Source organism: Malonomonas rubra DSM 5091 (genome assembly GCF_900142125.1).
GTDB classification, from domain to species: Bacteria; Desulfobacterota; Desulfuromonadia; order Desulfuromonadales; family Geopsychrobacteraceae; genus Malonomonas; species Malonomonas rubra.
This window is the reverse complement of record NZ_FQZT01000008.1, coordinates 15061-36925: the sequence shown is the minus strand read 5'-3', so window position 1 is coordinate 36925 and position 21865 is coordinate 15061. Positions and strand designations below refer to the sequence as shown.

At 52.0% G+C, this 21865-nt stretch carries 21 protein-coding genes; 5 read left to right on the top strand and 16 right to left on the bottom strand.

Features of this window, described 5'->3' with window-relative positions; translation table 11 throughout:
- Positions 1-13 precede the first annotated feature (13 nt).
- Positions 14-859, bottom strand: coding sequence for a polyamine aminopropyltransferase (speE, locus tag BUB13_RS11560; protein ID WP_072908921.1), 846 nt, complete (start codon positions 857-859; stop codon positions 14-16).
- 167 nt (positions 860-1026) lie between these two features.
- On the opposite strand from speE, the gene proC reads away from it, so the two are divergent.
- On the top strand, positions 1027-1836 hold the full coding sequence (proC, locus tag BUB13_RS11555; protein ID WP_072908920.1) for a pyrroline-5-carboxylate reductase: 810 nt from the start codon (positions 1027-1029) through the stop codon (positions 1834-1836).
- A 59-nt stretch (positions 1837-1895) separates the two neighbouring features.
- Complete coding sequence (locus BUB13_RS11550) at positions 1896-2513, top strand: LysE family translocator (protein WP_072908919.1); 618 nt, start codon at positions 1896-1898, stop codon at positions 2511-2513.
- Position 2514: 1 nt separating this feature from the next.
- On the opposite strand, the gene BUB13_RS11545 is transcribed toward BUB13_RS11550, so the two are convergent.
- The 9 genes from BUB13_RS11545 to BUB13_RS11505 form a co-directional block, all read right to left on the bottom strand.
- Positions 2515-3318, bottom strand: a complete 804-nt coding sequence (locus BUB13_RS11545; protein ID WP_072908918.1) for a DUF362 domain-containing protein — start codon at positions 3316-3318, stop codon at positions 2515-2517.
- A 131-nt stretch (positions 3319-3449) separates the two neighbouring features.
- A complete protein-coding gene (locus BUB13_RS11540) occupies positions 3450-3767 on the bottom strand; it encodes a c-type cytochrome (RefSeq protein ID WP_072908916.1) in 318 nt (105 codons plus the stop codon).
- Positions 3768-3851: 84 nt separating this feature from the next.
- The gene (locus tag BUB13_RS11535; protein ID WP_072908915.1) at positions 3852-4154 is read right to left on the bottom strand and encodes a c-type cytochrome; all 303 of its coding nucleotides are present in this window, start codon (positions 4152-4154) and stop codon (positions 3852-3854) included.
- 22 nt (positions 4155-4176) lie between these two features.
- Positions 4177-5055: a c-type heme family protein gene (locus tag BUB13_RS11530; RefSeq protein ID WP_244151868.1), complete on the bottom strand. Its 879-nt coding sequence runs from the start codon at positions 5053-5055 to the stop codon at positions 4177-4179.
- Positions 5056-5088: 33 nt separating this feature from the next.
- Positions 5089-5670 (bottom strand): DUF8082 domain-containing protein, encoded by a 582-nt coding sequence (locus BUB13_RS19155; protein ID WP_072908914.1) that lies wholly within the window; start codon positions 5668-5670, stop codon positions 5089-5091.
- Positions 5670-6038 carry a response regulator transcription factor gene (locus BUB13_RS11520; protein ID WP_072908912.1) on the bottom strand — a complete coding sequence of 123 codons (369 nt, stop codon included), beginning with the start codon at positions 6036-6038 and terminating at the stop codon, positions 5670-5672. The genes BUB13_RS19155 and BUB13_RS11520 overlap by 1 nt, the downstream gene beginning before the upstream one ends.
- A 259-nt stretch (positions 6039-6297) precedes the next feature.
- Positions 6298-7095, bottom strand: coding sequence for an inositol monophosphatase family protein (locus BUB13_RS11515; RefSeq protein ID WP_072908911.1), 798 nt, complete (start codon positions 7093-7095; stop codon positions 6298-6300).
- Entirely contained in the window at positions 7096-8226 is a 1131-nt protein-coding gene (locus tag BUB13_RS11510; protein WP_072908910.1) for an AI-2E family transporter, read from the bottom strand. It abuts the gene before it with no gap.
- Positions 8223-8732, bottom strand: coding sequence for a cyclic nucleotide-binding domain-containing protein (locus BUB13_RS11505; RefSeq protein ID WP_084092051.1), 510 nt, complete (start codon positions 8730-8732; stop codon positions 8223-8225). Before BUB13_RS11505 ends, BUB13_RS11510 begins: the two co-directional genes overlap by 4 nt.
- A 147-nt stretch (positions 8733-8879) precedes the next feature.
- Here BUB13_RS11505 and uvrC point away from each other — a divergent pair, with 147 nt between their 5' ends.
- From uvrC to BUB13_RS11490, 3 genes are all read left to right on the top strand, one after another.
- Positions 8880-10706, top strand: coding sequence for an excinuclease ABC subunit UvrC (uvrC, locus tag BUB13_RS11500; protein ID WP_072908908.1), 1827 nt, complete (start codon positions 8880-8882; stop codon positions 10704-10706).
- A gap of 202 nt (positions 10707-10908) precedes the next feature.
- A complete protein-coding gene (locus BUB13_RS11495) occupies positions 10909-12303 on the top strand; it encodes a tetrathionate reductase family octaheme c-type cytochrome (protein WP_208610161.1) in 1395 nt (464 codons plus the stop codon).
- A gap of 218 nt (positions 12304-12521) precedes the next feature.
- Positions 12522-13904, top strand: coding sequence for a tetrathionate reductase family octaheme c-type cytochrome (locus BUB13_RS11490; protein WP_072908907.1), 1383 nt, complete (start codon positions 12522-12524; stop codon positions 13902-13904).
- A 676-nt stretch (positions 13905-14580) separates the two neighbouring features.
- On the opposite strand, the gene BUB13_RS11485 is transcribed toward BUB13_RS11490, so the two are convergent.
- The 6 genes from BUB13_RS11485 to BUB13_RS11460 all read right to left on the bottom strand — a co-directional run bounded on the left by BUB13_RS11485 (position 14581) and on the right by BUB13_RS11460 (position 21727).
- Entirely contained in the window at positions 14581-16395 is a 1815-nt protein-coding gene (locus tag BUB13_RS11485) for a methyl-accepting chemotaxis protein (RefSeq protein ID WP_072908906.1), read from the bottom strand.
- A 242-nt stretch (positions 16396-16637) separates the two neighbouring features.
- Positions 16638-17429 (bottom strand): hypothetical protein, encoded by a 792-nt coding sequence (locus BUB13_RS11480; RefSeq protein ID WP_084092048.1) that lies wholly within the window; start codon positions 17427-17429, stop codon positions 16638-16640.
- Positions 17430-17531: 102 nt separating this feature from the next.
- Positions 17532-19040: a 4-alpha-glucanotransferase gene (gene malQ, locus BUB13_RS11475; protein WP_072908905.1), complete on the bottom strand. Its 1509-nt coding sequence runs from the start codon at positions 19038-19040 to the stop codon at positions 17532-17534.
- A 118-nt stretch (positions 19041-19158) separates the two neighbouring features.
- Positions 19159-19527 carry a response regulator gene (locus tag BUB13_RS11470; protein WP_072908903.1) on the bottom strand — a complete coding sequence of 123 codons (369 nt, stop codon included), beginning with the start codon at positions 19525-19527 and terminating at the stop codon, positions 19159-19161.
- Positions 19528-19652: 125 nt separating this feature from the next.
- On the bottom strand, positions 19653-20249 hold the full coding sequence (yedF, locus tag BUB13_RS11465; protein ID WP_072908901.1) for a sulfurtransferase-like selenium metabolism protein YedF: 597 nt from the start codon (positions 20247-20249) through the stop codon (positions 19653-19655).
- 134 nt (positions 20250-20383) lie between these two features.
- A complete protein-coding gene (locus BUB13_RS11460; protein ID WP_161947651.1) occupies positions 20384-21727 on the bottom strand; it encodes a tetrathionate reductase family octaheme c-type cytochrome in 1344 nt (447 codons plus the stop codon).
- Positions 21728-21865: the final 138 nt, after the last annotated feature.

Here is a 21865-nt window from a genome sequence, read left to right as displayed (position 1 = left end):
ACTTATCCTGCACTTAATCGGCAATGTTTTCTTTCGCGAAGGTCGGCAGCATGAAGGCACCGAGGTGGAGGTCTTCGTTATAGTACTTGGTATAAAAGTCCCGCGAAGCAGCACGTTCGCGATCAAAATCTTTGACCGGATGATATTTCTTGCTGGCAAAGGCGAAGCTCCAGAATCCGCTCGGGTAGGTTGGGATAAATGCCTGGTACATCTCAACGATCGGGAAGACCGCACGGAGATTTTTGTACATGTTTTTTTGGATTTCCGCATGATAGAAGGGGGACTCGCTCTGCGCGACCATGATTCCGTCTTCTTTCAGTGCACCGAACACCAGGCGATAGAAATCCTCTTCGAACAGGCCGACCGCCGGGCCGATCGGGTCGGTGGAATCCACCAGGATGATATCAAACTCGTTCTGGTGTTCACGGATGTAAGCCAGTCCGTCATCGACATGCAGCTTTACACGGGGATTGCTGCCATCGATCTCGCAAGCCATGCTCGGGAGAAGCTCGATAGATTTTTCGATCACAAGGCCGTCAATTTCACATAATGTTGCAAGCTCGACCCCTTTGTGCTTCATGATTTCACGGATGCTTCCACCATCTCCACCGCCGATAACCAGGACTTGTTTCGGCTCGGGGTGAACGAACAGCGCCGGGTGAGCGATCATGTCATGGTAAACAAATTCGTCCCGCTCGGTCACCATCACCAGGCCGTCAAGCAGCATCATTTTGCCGTACTCGAGGGTGTCGATGATGTCGAGTTGTTGAAATTCGCTTTTGCCGGAAAATAGTGTCCCGGTCGTTTTCATGGTGATGCCGACGTTGTCGCTGTGTTTTTCCGTGTACCAGAGATCCATAATGTCATCCTTCGAGCTTCAGGTTTAAATTGAACCAGCCGTAAATATACCTGTTAACGCACTGAATCAAGCCGTTTTTTTGTCACAAATGGTGTTTTTTTTCTGTTGCTGTGATAAACAGATGCGGAAGTTTTGCAACGAGGCTTTTGCGAAAGGACGCATAAAAGATGACCAACGTGCATAAAATCGGTTTTATTGGTGGTGGAAATATGGCAGAAGCCTTGATCAAGGGGTTGATTGCTGGTGGTTTTCCTGTCGATCGAATTATGGCATCGGAGCCGAGCGAGTATCGCCGTGACCATTTAAGCGAGGAATATGGAATCGAACTGACTGCAGATAATGTCGAGCTGCTGGAAAAATGCGAGATTGTTGTTCTCTCGATCAAGCCGCAGATCGCAGACGAAGTCCTGCAGGAGATCAGTTCTGCTTATACTAACGAAAAACTTCTGGTCTCGATTTTGGCCGGTGTTTCCTGCAAGCAGATCGAAAAACACCTGGTTGGCAAGCCGCGGGTCGTTCGTGTTATGCCGAATACGCCGGCGTTGGTCAGCGAGGGAGCCAGTGCAATCTGCCGCGGGCACAACTCGACCAAGGAAGACTTGGATATGGTCAAGCAGTTGTTTGAATCGGTCGGTAAGGTGCAGGTGATCGACGAGCGGCAGATGGATGCTGCGACCGGTCTTTCCGGTTCCGGACCGGCATACATTTATACCGTGGTTGAAGCCTTGGCTGATGGTGGTGTGCGCGAAGGTCTGCGCCGTGATGTCGCCCATGCGCTGGCAGTGCAGACGGTTGTTGGTGCCGCGTTGATGGTGCGCGAAACGGGAGAACATCCGGCAATTCTTCGCGATCGGGTCTGCTCGCCAGGGGGAACGGCAATTACCGGCGTCAGTACGCTGGAGAAGAAGGGCTTGAGAACAACGCTGATGGAGGCCGTTTCTGCTGCGGCGAACCGGTCACGGGAGTTGGGCGAATAGATTTTTTCTTCCTTGCTCTTGTTTTTGACTTTTCTGCAGGGACAAAGAAACGGACAACTATGTTACTGACCAGCCTCATCCCGCTTACCCTGCTCACCATCACGCCTGGCGTCGACACCCTGCTGGTGATCCGCAACAGTCATCGTGGTGGTTGGCGCGATGGGGTTGTCAGCAGCTTCGGCATTTGCAGTGGGTTGTTCGTGCACGCATTCGTTTCTGCTGTCGGGATATCCCTGATCCTGCTGCAATCTGCCCTTGCATTTAATACGTTGAAGCTTATAGGTGCCGGTTACCTGATATGGCTCGGCGCAACCAGTTTGCGTTCAGCTTGTCATCAACATGGGGACATGTCAGCGGCGAAAACCGCTGCTTCCGGTTTCCGTTTTTCTCGTTCTTTCCGTGAGGGCCTGCTCTCGAATGTGCTTAACCCGAAGACTATCGTCTTCTACATGGCCTTTCTGCCACAATTTATTGATCCGGCAGCGTCTGCGCTGCAGCAATCGCTCCTGATTGCTGGCCTGCATTTCGTAATCGCGATGATTTATCAGTCGCTGCTGGCGACCCTGGTGGGAAAGGCTGGCCGCTGGTTGCGCGCTCCAGCTGTTCGGCGCACACTCGACGGTTTGACTGGCAGCATCATGCTGTTATTCGGATTCAAGCTCGCCTTCGACCGCTGAATTAGCTGCCTGACAAAGCTTCTGCGCACCCCAGCACCCCATTTGCCAGCCGAATGTGCTCGACATTCTGCCAGGCGAAACCGAGTAATTCCGCTCCAACCGCATCGACTGCGACCGGATCGAGTCCTGCGACAAGTTTGCCGACCGGTGGATTGCAGGTTGGCCCGCCGAGATGATATTCAGCCATGCCGATGCTGGCATCGATGATCGAAAGATCAGGTTTGCGATAACAATTGAGTTCAAAGATTGAACGATGCATGCTGGCGTGGAAGGCCGCTTTGCGCCAGTACCCCCCACTTTGATAATGGTGATGCGAGGGGAAGCCCATCATGTTTTTCATTGCCAGGGTGACATCGGCAAGGCTGTGGGCTTTAAGCACCGGAAAGGAAACGATGAAGCTGTCGAAAGCGATTTTCGGCAGATACATTTCCGGGAATACTTTACACCGCTTATCGCTTAGCTTGATGTTCTCCGCTTCGTTCAGGTCGAGCAGTTTCAGATCATACTCCACCGCCAATTCGTCGTATCGCAGAGCAGTGAAGACATCGAACGTATTGATGTGCGGTTCTCCTGTCCCTTCAGCGATAATCAAACTAGCTTTGCTGCATCGGCGGATATATTCAACCAGTACCCGCATCGCCTCCACCGGTAACGTGATCGGTGGCGATGACGTGTTGACCAGGTTCGGCTTCAACAGGATTTGTGTCTGCTGTGAGAAGATTTCAGCCGCATTTATGCTGTCGAGTAGTGGTGGCAGGCTTTCGGTAAAGCTTGTGAATTGGCAGCTTCGGCAGTTTTGAGTCATCAGGGTTCCCTGGCTGATTGATCGCCATAGCCTAGCAGTTTTGCTGCCAATGGATCAATCCGGGAGTACTCAAAAAAACAGGGGCCGCTGACTTCAGCGACCCCTGTTTTAAAATTGGTTCTGGTTCTGGTTTAACCGCAGGTCTCGATGGTATCGGCATCAAGGGCATATTCCTGCAGGAACTTCAGCAGGTTTTTACGGTCCTTACTGGAGAGGTTCTTCAGAACATTCGGGTCGGCATCGTGCTTGTTTTTTTCAACGAAGCGCTTCCACTGGGACATGGTCTTCTTCGATGGTTTCAGCTTGCCAGCGTCACTCCCTTTGATATGGCAGGTTTCGCAAACCTTGGCGAAGACTTTTTTGCCACGGCGTGAACTGGCAGCGTAGGCAACACTGGTTAATGCAAGGACCATGGAAAAGATGATCAACAATACGATGAAACGCTTCATACTAAACTCCTTGGCGTGGGCGATCCCAAATCATTCCAGACGCTGGAACGGATCGAATATCGCCGTGACATACTTGGTCGATTCCTATTCAACGGAATCTGCAGCGTAAGCTTTCAAAAATGCGACCAGAGAGCTTTTGTCCTCTGGGGTTAAGTTATGTAAAACTTTCGGGTCACAGCGGTGCTTGTTCTTACCGATAAGCTGCTGCCACTCTTCCTGGGTTTTACTCGACGGCTTAAGTTCGCCGGCTTCTGATCCAGGCATATGGCAGATCCTGCAAACACGGTCAAACAGCTTCTTGCCGACTCGAGGATTCGCGTTTGCGGCGCTGGCCACCTGGGCCAGCACCGCGGTAACGAGAAGGAGAAGGAGAAGACGTTTCTTCATACAGACTCCTTAGGTCTAGGGATTATTTCCTGAGAATGTCCATCGCTTTTTCGAGCGAAACCTTCATCCGGTTGAAGGCGTCCGCCAGCGACTTGATTTCGTCCTTGGTGTCGACATCGAAGGAGCGGTCCATCTTGCCGCGGCTGATATCGCCCGCCACGTCAACAATGTTCTCGATCGGTTTGACGACGCTACGGTTGATAATCAGGTCGATGACGATCAGGGCAACGAGGAACAGGATGGAAACTGCCGCGCTCAGGAATGCCAGCTTTTTCCAGGTCAGTTGCTTGATCTCCTCGGTCGAAACATAAACGATCCGGGTGCCGACGATGTCACCTTCTTTGTAACCATAGCCTGAGGTGCTACCGTATTCGGCAACCATGTCAGGATGGGCGACTTCCGGGGTGTCGTGACACCAGATGCAGCCTTTACGTGCCTCAATCGGAACTGCGGAGGCATAATGCTGCTCGCCGTTCCGCTCGGTGAAGCCTTCCCACTCTTCGAAATCGCCATTGTCGAAGCCGGCGATCAGTTTCTCCTCAAAAGGCGTGGAGAGGTTTTCCTGGTTCAGTGGGTTGGGTGAGCTGATTTTTAAGACGTATTCCGGGTAAGCACTGGCCAAAATTTTCGCGGATTTTGCCAGCATAACGGCACCAACCGATGCTTCCGGGAAATATGCGCCGCCTGTGATTTCTTTCAGTTTCGGCCGTACGAAGGCGCGCATGTATTTCTGGTTCGCGTTCATCGAGCGCAGGAACAGTTCGGTTTTCTCTGCGGCCTCCCGGCGGGTATCTTCGGTGAGGAAGTAGTAGCCGGTACCGACAACCACTGCCATGGAGAAGATGTAGACCAGTGCCAGAATGGTGAAAACCCGCTTACGGATACTCATACTTTTAAACATGTTTTACTCCCCTGAAGGTCTCTCGTATCGAGACTAGAGCTTGAACTGCTCAATAAAGTCGCCACGCTCGTCTTCCGGAACTTCCTGACTCAGCGCGTCGATAAAGTTTGTGTAATGTGACATCGGCATCGGGTTGCCGGAAACATAGCCGAGAGCGCCTGCAGCGTTCTCCGCCAGGATGGTTCCCAGGGGGCCAACGCGATCAACGAAGCCATCGACAGCTGCAGCAACTTTGTCGGCTGCGACTTGCGGTCCCTCCGCTGCTGGTGCGGCCGGTTGTGGAGCTGCTTCTTCCGCTGCCGGAGTAGGAGCTGCTGGTGCAGCAGGAGCCGCTGGTGCGGCTGCTCCGGAGACGGTTGCAATCAGGTTCTCATGTAGTGGGAAGTCAAGCTTTTTGCGCACGGGGTAGCCGGCGATAAAGTTGACCCACTCAACGGTTTTGCTTGCCAGCGTCCCGAGAATTTCTTCAGGAGAGACGCGGCCATGAGAAATGTGTACGGCGCGGCCGTCTTCAACGAGAATCTTGCACAGATGAACGTCACCCACGAATTTGACGACAAGTTGCCCTTGCTGCCCTGCAACCAGGTGCTCACTAAAGGCTTGAGCCAAAGTCATTAGGCACCTCCCAACTGCTTTTTAATCTCGAGCAAAAGCTCCATCGGCTCATAAGGCTTGGTGATGTAGGCGTCTGCACCCTGCTTCTTGCCCCAGAATTTATCGCTGGCTTCCGACTTGGAAGTGAGCAGTATGATCGGCGTGCTTTTGAGATTTGGATCAGTTTTCAGAGCGCGACAGACCTGGAAGCCATTTTTGCCCGGCATGATGACGTCGAGAATGATCAGGTCGTAACCGCCTTTGCGTGCCTCCGCTTCCGCAGCCAAACCGTCGACGGTGGTGACAACTTCGTGCGAGGTCGATCCGAGAACTTCCTTCAATAAAGCCAATTCAGTTTCGCTGTCTTCTGCAACAAGAATTTTCGCCATGGTTTCTTTGCTCCTTCCTATCCAAACATTAAGCTGCGTTTAGGTTTAAGCAGGTTCCGTGCCTTAAAAATATTCGCAGCGCGCAATTACCTAAGAATACGTTAATGACGAGATTATAAAGAAATTTAATTTTTTTTCAAGAATTTATGTGAGTAAATTTTAAAAAAAATTTCGTCATATAACGCAGAGGATGTGGCATATGCCGTACTTTCTGCGTTTTATGTAAGTGGAATGGGGAGCTAAAATGTTGGTCGGTAAATCAATCGACGCTGTAATGGTCTTTCACCAGGGCCACTAGCGAGGCATGGATTTGCGGAGGCCCGCAGACCAGAAGGCGGTCGCGGTAGGGGGAATATTCTTTGCCGGACCGGTTTGTAACAATGCATCCGCTTTCGCGCAGAAAGATCAGGGCCGCGGCGACATCGTAAGGTTCCAGGTCGGATTCCCAGAACCCTTGCAGGAATCCGGCAGCAACATACGACAGATCAAGGGCCGCGGCACCAAAGCGACGTAATCCGCGGCTGGCGTAGAGGACCTCTTCTGCGCAGGCGAAGAACTCTGCAGACAGGTCTCTGGAGCGAAAAGGAAACCCGGTCCCGATAAGTGCCTGTTGCAGAGGCAGGTCGGTGACCTGGGGACAGCGATGATCGTTGCGGAAAAGTCCCTGGCCGCGCAAAGCAGTGAAACATTCCTTGGATGCCGGACGCAGGACGACACCGAGCTCAGTTTGACCTTCAACTTCAAGCGCGACGGAAATACAGAACTGGTCAAGACCGCTGAGGAAATTGCTGGTTCCGTCGAGAGGGTCGATGACCCAGCGTAGCTTGCTGCTTCCGCTGATGCCGGTTTCTTCCCCGTAAAATCCTGCTTCCGGGAGCAGGTTGCCGAGCCCTTTAAGCAACAGATCTTCGGAATGACGATCGACTTCAGAGACGAATTCGCGTGCACTTTTCTCCTCGCCGCCACCCGGCGGCAGGGAGCGGAATCTACTGAGTTGGTAAGCCCCGACCTCTGTAACCAGCTTGCGGACATGCTTGAGCAACTGCGTATCGATCATCTAATCGTACATGTCCCTTTGGCTGACGATCTGGGAGTGTGGGGCGTAGGTCGTATGGTACTGACGGATCTCGATAATGATAATATTGATAATACTGGCGATCGGCACACCGATGATCATGCCAAGCACCCCGTAGATTTTGCCCCCCATGATGATGGCTAGGATCACCAGCAGCGGGTGGAGGTTGGAGACCCGTGAAATCAGGATAGGGATGAGAATGAAATTGTCGAGGATGATCTGGGCTATCAGCAGGTAAACACAGAGAATCCACCAGAACTGGCCGCCCATGCCGAGGTCGACCAGGGCAATCACCAGCCCCGGGATCATGCCGACGATCGGGCCGATGTAAGGAACCAGGTTGGTCACCCCGGCGATGATGCCGAGGATAGGTGCGTAACGGATGTCGGTAAGTGATAAGCCCATCCAGACAACAATGCCGATAATCAGCGCTTCGAGGATGCGACCGCGGATAAAGTGAGCCAGCTGCCAGCTGACGTGGTCGTAGATATCGAGCACCATCTCGAAGTAGCGGTTCGGTGTCAGCGAAATAAAACCGCGCATGATGCGGCGGCTGTCGCGCAGGAAGAAGAAAGAAAATAGCGGGACCAGCAGGAACAGGCTGCCGATACGCATCGCTGATTTCGGCGTCTGCGCCAGTATCAGCGCCAGCAATTCTTCCGTCGAACTGCGCAGCTTGTCGACAAGATCGTAACTTTTGACAAAGGGGAAATGGGTCTGTACCGAGCTCAATTTAATATTGAAGTAGTCTACAGCACTACCGAAATAGCGCGGAAAATCAGCTTTAAGCGCTTGCATCATCCCTTTCCAGTTCGGTGGTCCGATCAGCATCAGCAGGGTGAGGATGGTAATCGAAACAAGGAAATAGACGATGAAAATACTCGCTGTGCGGCCGATTCTTTCGCGTTCGAAAAATTGCACCAGGGGGTCGAGCAGAAAAGCCGCGATTAACGACAGCAGGATTGGCAGGAACAGCCCGTCGGTGGCTGTTCGAAACATGTTGGTGATGGTTGAGGCCGAAGAGAAGATCGCAATGCCTGAAGCGATCGATGCTGTCAGGACGAAATAGAGCAGGATTACCTGTGCGCGGCTCAGGCCGCTCTGCTCTGTCATGATCTATCCACCTGACGCTTTAAATCGTTCAGCATCAGGGTGTTCTGGTGCAGCCGATCGCTGATAACCCGAGCCAGACCGAGCAGGATTCTCGATGATATGGCCGGATATTTTTTTACTGTGTCGAGCAGATCGGAGCGGAACAGCCCGACTAAAACGCAGGATTCTGTCGTACGGGCTGATGCAATCCGGGGGCGTGATGCCGTCAGCGCGGCCTCACCGAAAAAGTCTCCCGCTTCCAGCATGGCCTCTTCAATTTCATTGCCATTCTCATCGCGGGTGTAAATTTTGACTTGTCCGGAGCGGATAGCGTACATACCGGAGCCGATATCGCCTTCTTCAAAAACGATTTCATCGGCTTTGTAGTTGCGAACGTGAACAATATTTTCCAGGAAATTCAGCTCACGTCTTTTCAGCTTGCTGAAAATGGCCACGGTACCAAGAAAATAAGCGAGCGAATCCTGATCGCTGCTGCCGCGGAAGATGTTGCTCCAGAATGGATTCACAGAAAACCCTCTTTATTCATAAAGGAAGATAATTTCAATTCCGTTGCGGAAAAACATTATTATACCAATATGTTGCTCAAGAAGAAGTAAAAAGGTTGTCGCGCTGACCTTTATCCTGCGAGATTTTTCCTTTATCCTGCGATGACTATGATCGAAATCGACTTGTCGAAATATCCGACCTCATGTGGTGTTTACCAGATGATTGGCGCCGACGATGAAATCCTCTATGTCGGTAAAGCCAAGCATTTACGCAATCGGCTGCGCAGCTATTTTGTCGCCGGTGGCGATGGCCGGGCGCATATCCCGCTGTTACTGCAGAAAGTTCAGCGGGTTGAGGTGATCGTTACTGACACGGAAAAAGAAGCTCTGCTGCTGGAAAATACCCTGATCAAAAAACATCGGCCGCGCTACAACATCGACCTGCGCGACGATAAGACGTACGTTTCGGTGCGTATCGATCTGCGCGAGGATTTCCCGGCTCTGCAGATTGTGCGGCAGGTCAAAGCGGATGGCGCTCTCTACTTCGGCCCCTATTCGTCCGCTGGAGCGATCAGGCAGACACTGAAGGAAATCTACCGTATTTTCCCGCTGCGACATTCGTCGATCAAACGCTGTGAAAGCCGAGGTCGCCCCTGCCTGTTTCACCAGATTGGCCAATGCAGCGCGCCCTGTCACGGGAAAATCAGCAAAGCTGAATACCGCAAACTGGTTGATGGGGTTATCGACCTGCTGGAAGGACGTGAATCGCTGGTGGTCGAACGCCTGCGTGAACAGATGTTGGCTGCTTCTGCTGAAATGAAGTTTGAGGAAGCAGCGCGCGTGCGCGATCAGATTAGCTCGATCGAGAAGAGTGTGGAGAAACAGAAGGTCGCCGATTATGGTGGCGGCAACCAGGATGTCATCGGACTGCATCGTGACGGGGGTGAGGTGGAATTAACCTTGCTGTTTATCCGCCAGGGCAAACTGCTCGGACGGCGCAGTTATCCACTGCAGTGGATTCTCGATCTGCCGGAACTGCTCTCTGCCTTCCTGCGGGAGTATTATTCCCGCGATGTCATCCTGCCGGATCAGTTGCTGCTGCCGTTTGCCTTGGAGGACAGCGACCTGCTTGCTGATTGGCTGAGTGAAAAGCGGGGGCGGAAAGTAATGCTGCTGGCACCCCAGCGGGGAGAAAAAAAGCGGCTTTGCCAACTGGCACAGCGAAACGCTGAAGAGTCTTTCAAGCAGCGAGGCAGCCAGCGCGATGCCCGTGAACGTTTGCTGGAGGAGCTGCAGGCGAAGTTTCATCTGCCGGCTTTGCCGCGCCGGATCGAGTGTTACGATATTTCTAACGTGCAGGGAACCAACGCCGTTGGCAGCATGGTGGTGTTGCTCGATGGTGAAGCGGCAAACGCTGAATATAGACGTTTTAAAATAAAGACCGTGGAAGGTGCGGACGATTATGCCTCGCTCGCGGAAGTGTTGCGGCGACGTTTGACGCGCGGGGTTGAGGAAGAAAAGCTGCCGCAGATGATTCTGATTGACGGCGGCAAAGGACAACTTGGCGTGTTGAACGAAGTGCTGGCTGAATTTAAACTGAATGGCAAAATCGGGGCTGTTGGTATTGCCAAAAGCAGGGTTGTTGCCAACGTGCGGGGCAAGGCGGTAGAGCGCAGTGAAGAGCGTTTCTTTCTTCCGGGGCGGAAAAATCCGGTCAGTTTCCGTAGCGGTTCACCGACCCTTTTTCTGCTGGAGCGTTTGCGTGATGAAGCCCATCGTTTCGCTATTACCTACCATCGGCAACTGCGCAGCAAGGCGAATTTGCGGTCATCGCTGGAAGATATCCCCGGTGTCGGGCCGGCGCGACGCAAGGCTATGTTGAAATATTTCGGCAGCCTGAAACAGATCAAGGCTGCGTCATTGCAAGAACTGCAAGAGATGCCTGGCTTGCCGGTGGCGCTGGCGGAAAAAATCTATCGTACCCTTCATTCCTGAAAAAACCTAGAGAACGTCTGTATACAATTATTTTTTTTCATGAGCTTTGCATAACTATCTGAGAACTCACAGCTTATTAAAATGCTCAGGTAAATCGCATAATTTTCCAATTGACTCTGTCGGGAAATTACCATAAAACACTATATCTGATTTATCTAATATAGCAGTATGTGGATATCAAACAGGAAAGGATAGTGAATCAATGCAGAAAATGATTACCCGTATGTCTCAGATTGGTCTGATGCTGTTGCTGATCGGCTTGATTGCTGTACCCGCGATTGCTGGCAGCCACAAAAACCGGATCAAGGGGCCGATCAACGAGCCGCAGGATGTCACCCGTCAATGCCTGAAATGCCACAAGGGCGCGGCAAAAGATTTCATGAAGACCGTCCACTGGCAGTGGGCACAAGAGCAGGAAGTTGACGGCAAAAAAGTTTTCATCGGTAAAAAGAACCTGATTAACAATTACTGTACTGCCGTCAATGGTGGTAACGAGCAGTTCTGCGCCAAGTGTCACGCCGGTTACGGTATGACTGATGTTGACACTTTCGATTTTGACAACCCGGAAAATATCGACTGCCTGGTCTGCCACGATACCACCGGTCGCTACGGGAAAATGGGTAATGGTGCCGGCATGCCGAGTAAAGTTGTTCCGTTGCTTGACGTTGCTCAGAACGTTGGTAAACCAGGACGTGATCAATGTGGTTCCTGTCACTTCTTCGGTGGTGGCGGTGATGCCGTTAAGCACGGCGACCTCGACAGCAGCATGTCTTACCCGACAAAAGAAATCGATGTTCACATGGATGTCGAGGGGAATGACTTTGCCTGTATCGAGTGTCACACGACTGAGGACCACCAGATTTCAGGGCACTCCCTGTATGTTGGTCCGAGCGGCAAGAATCACACCACCTGTACTCAGTGTCACGGTGAAGAGGTTCACTCGGAGAGCATCCTGAATGCTCACATCGATACGGTTGCCTGCCAGACATGTCACATCCCTGTTGTTGCAAAGGACATTGCGACAAAGACAAGCTGGGATTGGTCGCAAGCTGGCGATCCGAATCGTGGCCCTGAGAAAGAGCATGGTCACACGACTTATGTCAAAAAGAAGGGCAAGATGGAGTACGTCAAGAAACTGGTTCCAGAGTACTTCTGGTCCAATGGTCAAGGTAAGCCCTATCTGCCAGGTCAGAAAATCGATCCGAACAAAGTGGTTAAAATTGCCTACCCTCTGGGTGATCGTAACGATATGACCGCTAAGATTGCGCCGTTCAAGATTATGCGCGGCAAGCAGATTTACGATACCGAGTACAACTATCTGCTGACTGCAAAGGTTGCCAACGAGGGTGGCTACTGGAACGATTTTGACTGGGACAAGGCTGCCCGCCTCGGTAGCGAAGCTGGCGGAGTGAAGTACAGCGGTAAGTACGATTTCGTCGCCACTGAAATGTACTGGCGCCAGAACCACATGGTTTCACCGGCTGAGCAGGCGCTTTCCTGCCTCGACTGCCACGGTGATAATGGCCGCCTTGACTGGGCTGCACTCGGTTACAGCGCTGATCCGATGAAAGATAAGTCAGCAGCGCGTACCAAGTAATATCAAGTAAGATTTTAGTTGTCTTGTTGAAGGGCTCCCGATTCGGGGGCCCTTTTTTTGTTGTAAAAAATTAATGTATATTTTTTCCTCTTGTGATATCGTTTGTCGGAATTAATGGTAAGGTTTTAAATTCACAAGGTGATCGCAACGCGACACTGAACCAAAACTGCAGGGGAATCCTGCGGTGAACAGCTTTGTTTGCATACGGAGGCAAAAGCATGCAACAGACCAAGAATGTACTTCTAGCCCTTTTCGCAGTGGCCATGCTGGCAGTGCCGGCGGTGGCTGCTAACCCGCACAAAGAATATGTTCAGGGCGACTTCAAAACCGGTCCCGATGTCACAAAAGTCTGCCTTGAATGCCATGAGGAGCAGGCCGATGCTTTCATGTTGACGAGTCACTGGACCTGGAACCTGGAGCAGGTGATCGATGGCAAAAAAGTGAAAGCCGGCAAGAAGAACACTTTCAACAACTATTGTACGCAGATCAGAACCAATGAGCCATCCTGTAACCGCTGCCACGCTGGTTATGGCTGGGAAGATGACAGTTTCGATTTCAGTGACAAGACCAAGGTCGATTGCCTGGTGTGTCACGATACGACAGGTACCTATCTAAAAGCTCGTGGCGGCCGGGTTTTCAATGGCCTCAACCTGCTGCGGATTGCTCAGAACGTTGGTCAGCCGGTACGCGATAACTGTGGTACCTGCCACTTCTATGGCGGTGGTGGCGACGCCGTCAAGCACGGTGACCTCGACTCCTCCATGTCCTACCCGGAGAAAAAGACTGATGTCCACATGGGCCTCGACGGCCAGGACTTTGCCTGCCAGGCCTGCCACGTGACCAAAGAGCATGTTATTCCTGGTAACTCCCTCGGCGTTTCGCCGGGCGCAGAAAGCCAGCTCAGCTGTGAAGATTGCCACACGGCAGCTCCGCATGAAGAGTCCCGTTTGAACGAGCACGTTGCCTCTATTGCTTGCCAGACCTGCCACATTCCTTATTACTCCAAGGAAATTCCGACCAAAACCTGGTGGGATTGGTCCACTTCCGGTGACTCGGAGCGCAATGTGACCAAGGACAAGCATGGCAAGCCTCTTTACGTAAAGAAGAAGGGCGACATGAAGTACGGCAAGATGGTTCCGCCTGAGTATGCTTGGTTCGAAACCGGTAAAGCTGTCAACTATGTGCGTGGCCAGAAAATTGAAGATCCGAAGAAAGTGCTGACGATTGCCGGTCCGACTTCCTCGCTCAAAGATAAAGGTGCACGTATCTATCCGTTCAAAGTTATGCGTGGTAAGCAGGCCTACGACCCGGAATACAAAACCCTGCTGGTTGTTCATCAGATCGATGATGACGGGTACTGGCATACTTTCGACTGGAAGAAGTCGGCCGAGATGGGTATGAAGGCAGCCGGACTGCCGTTTAGCGGCAAAGTTGACTTCGTTGAAACCCAGATGTTCTGGCGCATCAATCACATGGTATCCGAGGCTGGCGAGTCACTCAACTGCCTTGACTGTCATGGTGATGAAGGTCGTATGGATTGGAAAGCTCTTGGTTACCAGGGCGATCCGATGAAAAATCCGAAATGGGCTCGCAAGAAGTAATTCGAGCTGATCTGAACGAAAAAAAGGGCTGCCTGTCAGGGCAGCCCTTTTTTCGTTTGTGTTCATTGCTAGTGTTTAGTTTTGGCCAACTTATTCTAGGTGCGTACTACAGAAATGAACTCGCAACCTTTGCTTCCATCGTCATAAACATCTTCCAGGGAAACGGCATGCCCATGTTGTTTTCACCGTACTGCTCACGTAGGTAAAGATGTGCTGAAAGCTCCATTGGACCGGCGAACGCTTTTGGCGAATCGCATTGTTGCTACACGTAGAGAACTATCGCCTGACAACCGGTAGCGAAGGGGAAGATGGCGTTCTGATAGCCGGGGTAGCCGTAATTGGCCAGTACGCCGATAGCCGATAACTGGCCCGGATCGCAAAGAAAACGACAGAGGCAGTCAACTCTTCTTGGGATGTTGGTCTATTGCTCGCCAAGACTGATGCTTGTTCCTCCAGCGAAACAATCAAGATTATCTCTGCTACTGGCAGATCCTGCCTTTTGCTGCACTTGGCATCACTCCAGAGGATTGCGACTGGCTGATGCTACAGTTTAATAGCTTGAGCGAACTGACTTTGTATGGCCATTGTCTTTGCTAAAAATTCGGCTTCAAGGCCACATGAAAAAAGAAAGCCCGGTTCCTTGTGGAACCGGGCTGACTTTGATCGCTGAAGAAAGCTAGAATTTGCCGAACTCATCATCGTCCAGCGAAATCTTTGGGCCGGAGGAGCTTGGTGTTCCGCCCCAGCCGACAGCTGGTGGTGTCGCTGAAGATCGAGGGGGCGGGGCACTGGCTGCTGCCGGTAAAGACTGGCTGACTGCTTGTCCCTTCAGCTTGAAGCGTGTCAACATATTCAGAAGCTCATCCGCCTGGCTGGAGAGCTCTTCTGCTGCCGAAGCGCTTTCCTCGGCAGTTGCCGTGTTTTGCTGGATCACCTGGTCAATTTGACCAAGTCCCTCGTTGATCTGGGAGATGCCTTCGGCCTGCTCTTTCGACGCAGCTGCAATCTCTTCGGCCAAGTCAGAGACCTTCGAAATATGTTCGTTGATCGACTCCAGAGCCCCTGCAGTGTGTTGCGCAATTTCAGCGCCGCGGTTGGTTTTTTCCACAGAGCCGGCGATCAGGTCGGCAGTCTCCTGGGCAGCTTTGGCGCTACGGGCTGCGAGGTTGCGAACCTCTTCTGCAACAACGGCAAACCCTTTACCGTGTTGACCGGCACGCGCGGCTTCAACCGCAGCATTGAGTGCTAGCAGATTGGTCTGGAACGCGATCTCGTCGATGACTTTGATGATCTTGTTAATGTTTTGTCCGGCTTCACTGATATCTTCCATCGCCGCAACCATCTGACCCATCCGCTGATTACCGTCTTCAGCAGCTTTTTGCGCTTCGCTGGAAAGTTGATTGACCTGATTGGCGTTGTCGGCGTTCAGATTGGTTTGGCCTGACATCTGGTTGAGCGAGCTGGAAATCTCTTCCAGCGATGCTGCAGATTCAGTAGCTCCTTGCGAGAGCGCTTGTGAAAAGTCGGCGACGTTCGTACTGCCAGCGGCAATCTGATGACCAGCTGATTGAATCATTCCCATGATGTTGTTCAGGTCGACTTCGAGCTTTTTCAAAGCGCCACGAATTTCATCTTTGCTGTCGTGGACATTAATATCGAATTGCAGGTTTCCTGCTGCCAGTTTCTGCAGGCTATCAACTATTTCGTGTTGCAAGCTGTTTGCAAAGCGATCCATTGTCTGAGCCATTTGACCGATTTCATCCGTCTGGTCCATTCCCAGACGACTGGTTAAATGGCCTTTCTCCAGCTCGTTGATCATGTCGACAGTTTGTTTCATCGGGCTGGCTATGGATCTAGCGAGCCAGAAAACAAGTAGAATCGAGATCACCAAGCTCACGAGACATGCCGCTATAATGGTATAGAAAACCTGGCTGACTTTTGCATTGAGATCATCAATGTAGACGCCGCTACCGATAATCCAGTTCCATTGCGGGTGTTTTTTGACGAAGGAGAGTTTCGGTTGGGGTTTGTCAGCACCCGGCTTCGGCCACTGGTATTCGACAAAACCAGCGCCGGATTTGTCGGTTACTTTGACCATTTCTACAAACAGACGCAGACCATCCGGGTCTTTGGAATTGGAGAGATCCTGGCCGTCCAGTGCCGGTTTGATCGGGTGCATGATCATTTTGGGCTGGGTGTCGTTGATCCAGAAATAGATTTTATCCCCTTCGAAGCGGAGTCTGCGGATGGTGTTTTTGGCTTGTGTCTGGGCTTCTTCGAGCGTCAGTTCATTGCCAGCGAGCTTGCTGTAGTGGTCGATAACACCCCAAGCCGTTTCTGTTGCCGTGGTGAGTTTTTTTTCCGCGACCTGGTAGATCTGTCCACGATAGCCGGTATAGAGCCAAACCAGGCTGCACAGAAAAATCAGGATGATGATTGAAGTGACTGCAAATATCTTTTTCCCGATACTTAGATTTTTGAATAGCTGCATGGTTTTTCCTTTTCTAGAAACTCTAAATCCCCGTATCTGAAGCATGTTGTTTGTTGTGTTTGCGGGGTGGAAAGTGGTTAAAGGGGGCTGTGAAAAAGAGATTAAAATATATATAGAAGATGTTAATGCTAGGTCTGCAAGTTGTCAAGATGTAATGTGTGTTTTTTAATTTCACTTCTCAAAAAAAAGCCCCAGAAAAATTCTGGGGCTTTTGCAGTTCATCTGTTTAAACAGGATAGTTTTTACTCGACCGTGACCTTAGCGTCTTCGATGATGACATCATACTGGTAGCCGTAGCCGAAGTCCTTGTCGACTGTCAGGGGGCCCTGCACCAGCACTGTGTCACCGATTTGGGCCGTGATGTTGGTGGTGACAGTCAGGTCGTGGGTGCCGGCGGCTTGATCGCCGCTGCCGTCCTGAACGTGCAGCCAATTCTTGCCCATGATCTGCGGGCTGTACTTGACGACTTTGCCGCGCAGAACGATGTCCTTGCCGGAGAGGTTGGCTTTGTCGCCGTAGACTTCACCGACGGTCAGACCGCCGTCTGCTTTGCTGATGTTGCTCAGGTCAACATCCGGTGCCGGGGCTGCAGTGTTGGTGGCAGGGTGACCAGCAGGCATGTCGGTACTTGCAACAGTGGGGGCTGCCGGTGCGCTGGCGTTGAGAACTGAGTCGACGAAGTAAACGACCGGGAAATCACGGTTCAGGGTTTTGCTGTGATAGTTGTTCATCGCCATGCCGTCAGGCACAACGACAGAGTCGCCAACCTTCACTTCGAAAGCCGGTGCCGCGGCCCAGATCTTTTCGGTGCCGCTATCAACTTGCACGTAAGTATATCCAGCTGCGTTCATTGTTTCTACGACGGTGCCGCTGGTGCCACCCGCTTTGGGGGCTTGTTCGGCTGGGGCGCTCATTGCCGGAGGCGTTGCCGAGCCAGGGGTTTGGCTGGCTGTTTGGGCTGGCTTGTCTTGGCTGCAAGCGACAAGGACAAGGGCAGCGAGAGAGATTGCGATCAGATTCAGTGTTTTTTTCACGACAGTATCCTCCAGAATAGATAGCCGTTTGCGGCTCTACGTTTATCAGGTCGGCAAAAGATAGCATAGCAGGGAAAGCTTGTTCAAGCGCTTAGCGGGGGATTACTGCGTTTCTGTGGGATTGCACAGTGCCCTTCCGTATAAAAGAGAAACCTCTTGTAATCGCTTGGTTATTCTTGCGTCAGGCTGCTGTGGCAGGTTGCGCCACAGCCAGTTGTCGTGGGCAATCCCGGGGCGATTCATGCGTGCGGAGGAGTCCAGTTCAAGGATGTCCTGCAGGGGAATGATGGCTAGTTTGGCCACGCTGACAAGAGCCGCTTCGATCAGTGCCCAGGGCATGTCGTCACAGGGTCGCTTTAAATAGTTGCGCACCTGCTGCTTGCTTTGACTGTCGAGCGAACTCCACCAGCCCGCACTGGTGTCGTTGTCGTGGGTCCCTGTGTAGATCACGGAATTCGGCAGATGATTGTGGGGCAGATACGGGTTTTTCGGTCCCGAGTCGAAGGCGAACTGCAATATCTTCATCCCGGGCAATTCGTAATTATCGCGTAGCTTTTCGACATCCGGAGTGATGACGCCAAGGTCTTCGGCGACAATCGGCAGAGGGTTGAATTCTTCGCGCAACAGGCTGAAGAGTTGTTCACCGGGCACCTTTTGCCAGTTGCCATTGACCGCCGTTTCTTCTTCGGCTGGTATTGCCCAACAGGCAGCAAAACCGCGGAAGTGATCGACGCGGATCAGGTCAAACAGCTGCAGATTCCAGCGGAAGCGAGCAAGCCACCAGGAGTAGTTGTCTTCTGCCATGCGTTGCCAATTGTAGAGTGGATTCCCCCAGCGTTGACCCGTTTTGCTGAAATAGTCAGGCGGCACCCCGGCAACCATGGTGGGCTGATCTTTTTCATCCAGATGGAATAGGTGGCGGTTGGTCCAGACATCGGCAGAATTCTCTGCGACAAAAATCGGCAGGTCGCCGAAAATTTCAATGCCTTTGCTGTTGGCGTAGTTTTTCAGTTCAAACCACTGCTCGAAAAAGATGAACTGCAGGTACTTGTGCCAGGCAATTTCATCCTGCAGTTGTATGCCCCACTTGTGCAGGGCATGCTCCTGGCGTTGCCGGATCTCTTCTGGCCACTGCTGCCAGCTGCGGTTCTGTTGCAGTTGCCGCATCGCTTCGAAGAAACAATAATCGTTCAGCCAGAAAGCTTGTTCACGACAGAACTGCTCGAACTGCTGGCGCCGCAGTGGCGTTGCCGTCTTATTGAAACGTTCCGCTGCGATGCGCAACAGGCTGGTCTGGTTGACGGCGGAGGTAAAGTTGACTTGATTACTGGCAGCTGCCGGTTTGGGAACCTCGTGGTCGAGCAGATCCCCGGCCTCGACCAGCTTGGCAAAGTTGATCAGGAGAGGGTTGCCGGCAAATGCAGAATAGCAGCTGTAAGGGCAGTTTCCATGGCCGATAGGTCCAAGCGGCAGGATTTGCCAAACAGACTGATTGGCCTCAACCAGCCAGTCGATAAAATCGTAAGCTTCCTTGCCCAGAGTACCGATCGGTTGCTGGCCTGGCAAAGATGTAGGGTGAAGCAGAATGCCGCTTTTACGTGTACTGAACATGACTCCTCCGCGTGATCAACTTAAGGAGTTTAGCAGTTTTCTATGGATTTTCAGGGATAAAAAAAGCTTTCCGGAGTGCGGAAAGCTTTTCTGTTTCTGTTGATGTTGCCGACTTAAATCAATCGCCGATATATTTTTTTATCAGTTGAGCCATTTCTGCAGACTTGAACGGTTTGGTGACATATTCATTGGCGCCGGCTTTCTGGCCGCGTTCCATATCTTCCGTCGTTTTTTTTGCAGAGACCATAAAAACAGGCATCTCTGCCAACTCTGTGTTGCTGCGAATATGCTGGCAAATTTTGAATCCATCCATGTCTGGGAGAATAACATCGAGCAGAGCCATGGCTGGTTTTTCCATTTTCAATGCTTTCAGCGCTTCCACCCCGGTACTTGCTTTGATTGGTTCATAGCCGAGCAATTTCAACATGGTCGACGCAAGCTCAAGGATCGGCTCGCTGTCATCTACAACTAAAATCTTCTTTTTCAAAAGAAATCCTTCCCCCCCTGGAGGCTATGTTAATCCTGTTGCTGCAAGAACATTGATATTAACTCATGATGTTCTGTTATACAAGCACTGGGCTGCTGATTTTATTGACCGTCCAGACATTTTGCCTACGGGCAGATAACACGTGCGGCACGCATCTGTGTTTCGACCGTATCGAACATGTTGGTGACCCGGCCGACCTGGACTTCAGCCTGCAGATTGTAAAAATCAAGACAGAGCCCGCAGGAGGCGATATCAACACCTTTGCATGCCAACGTGTTCAGTGCTTCGAGCGCTTCCGACCCGCTGCAGACCATGTTGACACCGGAGTTGACGAAGAAAATGGTGTCGGGAAGCGGGTCCATTTCCAACAGCGTTGCGAGGAAGTTTTTCAATAGAATACGCCCCAGCTCCGGGTCGCCCTGGCCCATGGTGTCGCTTCCGCAGTAGATGACGGTGTCTCCATCGTTGCTGGATGTTGTCACGGGTTGTGGTTGTGGGGCGGCTTCTTCACCCGCTGGGGTGAGAGTCAACTCGTACTTCAACTGCTTTGATTGCCAGTTGACCTGGTAGCCCATTTTTTCAGCCAATCGGCTGACGTTTTCTTTCGCTGTCTGGTCACCGACAAGGACAGAAATAGTCTCTCCCGGGTTCGCCAGCATTTGCTTGCGGGTTTCCACGACCGGGTAGGGACACTGAAATTCACTGTAATCAAGATTAATCATATATTCAGTTCTCCTTATTGATTTTCAGCTGAAAGACTAAGGCATGTGTCGGCAAATGTCCAGCAGCGCAGGGGAAAAAAGAAACCCCCAGCGCTGCTGCGCTGGGGGCAATAAAATCAAAACAAAGAAGCGAATTACTTCTTCATCGGATCGGACTTGTAGCCGAGAGCTTTCCAGTCAAGCCGTCCCTTGTCTCCGTGGCAGTCGAGACAATCGAGGGCCTGTTCTGCCGGGGAGACCATGTGGTTGATCGGCCAGAACATGATGGTTTCTGCAAAATCGTACTCACCGCTGAAGGGAACACCACTTGACTTCATGCCGGCAGCAATCGATTTTTCCCAATCGAAGGTCTTCCAGTAGCCGCCTTTGCCGAACAGGTGAACGGTGGTGAAGTAGTTGTTCTTCTTGTCGTACGGCTGCTTGCCCTTGTGGTTTTTGAACGGATAGAGCTTCGATTTGGGGTCATCCTTGCTACCAATCGGCTCGTTCAGCTTGGTTACCTTGGTCGGGTCCATTTTGTCGCCCAGTTGGTAGACATGACTCTGACCGTTGTACCAGGCGTAGGTCGGAACGATATTCTTGCCCCAGGTAAAGCTGCCCTTCTTTTTGGCGAAGGTCGGTTTGCCGTACTTGTCTTTGCCGCCTTTCATATCGCTGCCGGCTGTTGACCAGTCCCAAGAGGTTTTGGTCGGCACTTTCTTGGCGAACGTCGGAATGTGGCAGGTCTGACAAGCGACCTTCTTCATGTGTTTGTTGAGAATCGACTCGTAATGCGGGGTTCCCTGGTGGCAGCCTTCGCAGCCGATATGCTTCTGGTTGCTCGGGGAGACGACCATCGCATTCCCGGTGATGTCGTGATTCTTTGTGACGTGGCAGCCTTCACAGGTGAAATTGCCACCATCGGTCGCCATGTGAACGTCGATATCACGGGTCGGGTTGGCGATGCTGCTGTCCAGATCGCCGTGCTTGACGGCATCGCCGCCGCCGCCGAAGAAGTGGCAGTTACCACAGGTCTGGCGGGAGCTCTTGCCGACATTGCGGGCAACGTAGAGAAGATCGACAACCGGGTCGGGCATGCCGGCACCGGTCGGGGTTTTTTTGTATTCGCCGGTGGTGTCGTGGCACACCAGGCAATCAACTTTGCTTTGGTCTTTGAAATCGAAGCTGGCAGACTGCCAGCCATAGCCAACATGGCAGCTCGTACAACGCGGCCAGTTAGCCTCTATGGACACTCAGAAATTGTTGAGTGCGTTGACTTTGCCGCGGTGAACCGTCTTGCCGTCGATTTTCTGCTTGCTCGACCAGGTCCAATGGGTGGTTCCCATCACTTGCTCCGCCGCATCCTCATGGCACTCAAGGCAGGCCTTGGTGACGTCAGGCCCGGTATCCAGGGTTCCTTCGAAGAATCCCGAGTGGTCCGTTGCAGCCAGTGCTGAGCCTGTAAAGCCGGCCAGCATGACGACAAGAACGGCAATCAGGAACTTCGCTTTCGCGATCTGCCTCCTTGCTTTCATCCTTTTCCTCCGTTTTGGATTGATCTGTTGGAGTTTTCGGGGTGCGCCGGCGGCGCTGCTAACGTTCGTGAGCCCCGATAAATTCTGTCGGTAAGCGGTCAA

Coding starts and splice junctions, on each gene's coding strand:
- proC (WP_072908920.1), top strand. CDS start 1,027: ATGACCAACGTGCATAAAATCGGTTTTATTGGTGGTGGAAATATGGCA.
- BUB13_RS11535 (WP_072908915.1), bottom strand. CDS start 4,154: ATGAAGAAACGTCTTCTCCTTCTCCTTCTCGTTACCGCGGTGCTGGCC.
- BUB13_RS11510 (WP_072908910.1), bottom strand. CDS start 8,226: ATGACAGAGCAGAGCGGCCTGAGCCGCGCACAGGTAATCCTGCTCTAT.
- yedF (WP_072908901.1), bottom strand. CDS start 20,249: ATGATTAATCTTGATTACAGTGAATTTCAGTGTCCCTACCCGGTCGTG.
- BUB13_RS11490 (WP_072908907.1), top strand. CDS start 12,522: ATGCAACAGACCAAGAATGTACTTCTAGCCCTTTTCGCAGTGGCCATG.
- BUB13_RS19155 (WP_072908914.1), bottom strand. CDS start 5,670: ATGACTTTGGCTCAAGCCTTTAGTGAGCACCTGGTTGCAGGGCAGCAA.
- BUB13_RS11520 (WP_072908912.1), bottom strand. CDS start 6,038: ATGGCGAAAATTCTTGTTGCAGAAGACAGCGAAACTGAATTGGCTTTA.
- BUB13_RS11550 (WP_072908919.1), top strand. CDS start 1,896: ATGTTACTGACCAGCCTCATCCCGCTTACCCTGCTCACCATCACGCCT.
- BUB13_RS11530 (WP_244151868.1), bottom strand. CDS start 5,055: ATGTTTAAAAGTATGAGTATCCGTAAGCGGGTTTTCACCATTCTGGCA.
- speE (WP_072908921.1), bottom strand. CDS start 859: ATGGATCTCTGGTACACGGAAAAACACAGCGACAACGTCGGCATCACC.
- malQ (WP_072908905.1), bottom strand. CDS start 19,040: ATGTTCAGTACACGTAAAAGCGGCATTCTGCTTCACCCTACATCTTTG.
- BUB13_RS11515 (WP_072908911.1), bottom strand. CDS start 7,095: ATGATCGATACGCAGTTGCTCAAGCATGTCCGCAAGCTGGTTACAGAG.
- BUB13_RS11540 (WP_072908916.1), bottom strand. CDS start 3,767: ATGAAGCGTTTCATCGTATTGTTGATCATCTTTTCCATGGTCCTTGCA.
- BUB13_RS11485 (WP_072908906.1), bottom strand. CDS start 16,395: ATGCAGCTATTCAAAAATCTAAGTATCGGGAAAAAGATATTTGCAGTC.
- uvrC (WP_072908908.1), top strand. CDS start 8,880: ATGATCGAAATCGACTTGTCGAAATATCCGACCTCATGTGGTGTTTAC.
- BUB13_RS11545 (WP_072908918.1), bottom strand. CDS start 3,318: ATGACTCAAAACTGCCGAAGCTGCCAATTCACAAGCTTTACCGAAAGC.
- BUB13_RS11495 (WP_208610161.1), top strand. CDS start 10,909: ATGCAGAAAATGATTACCCGTATGTCTCAGATTGGTCTGATGCTGTTG.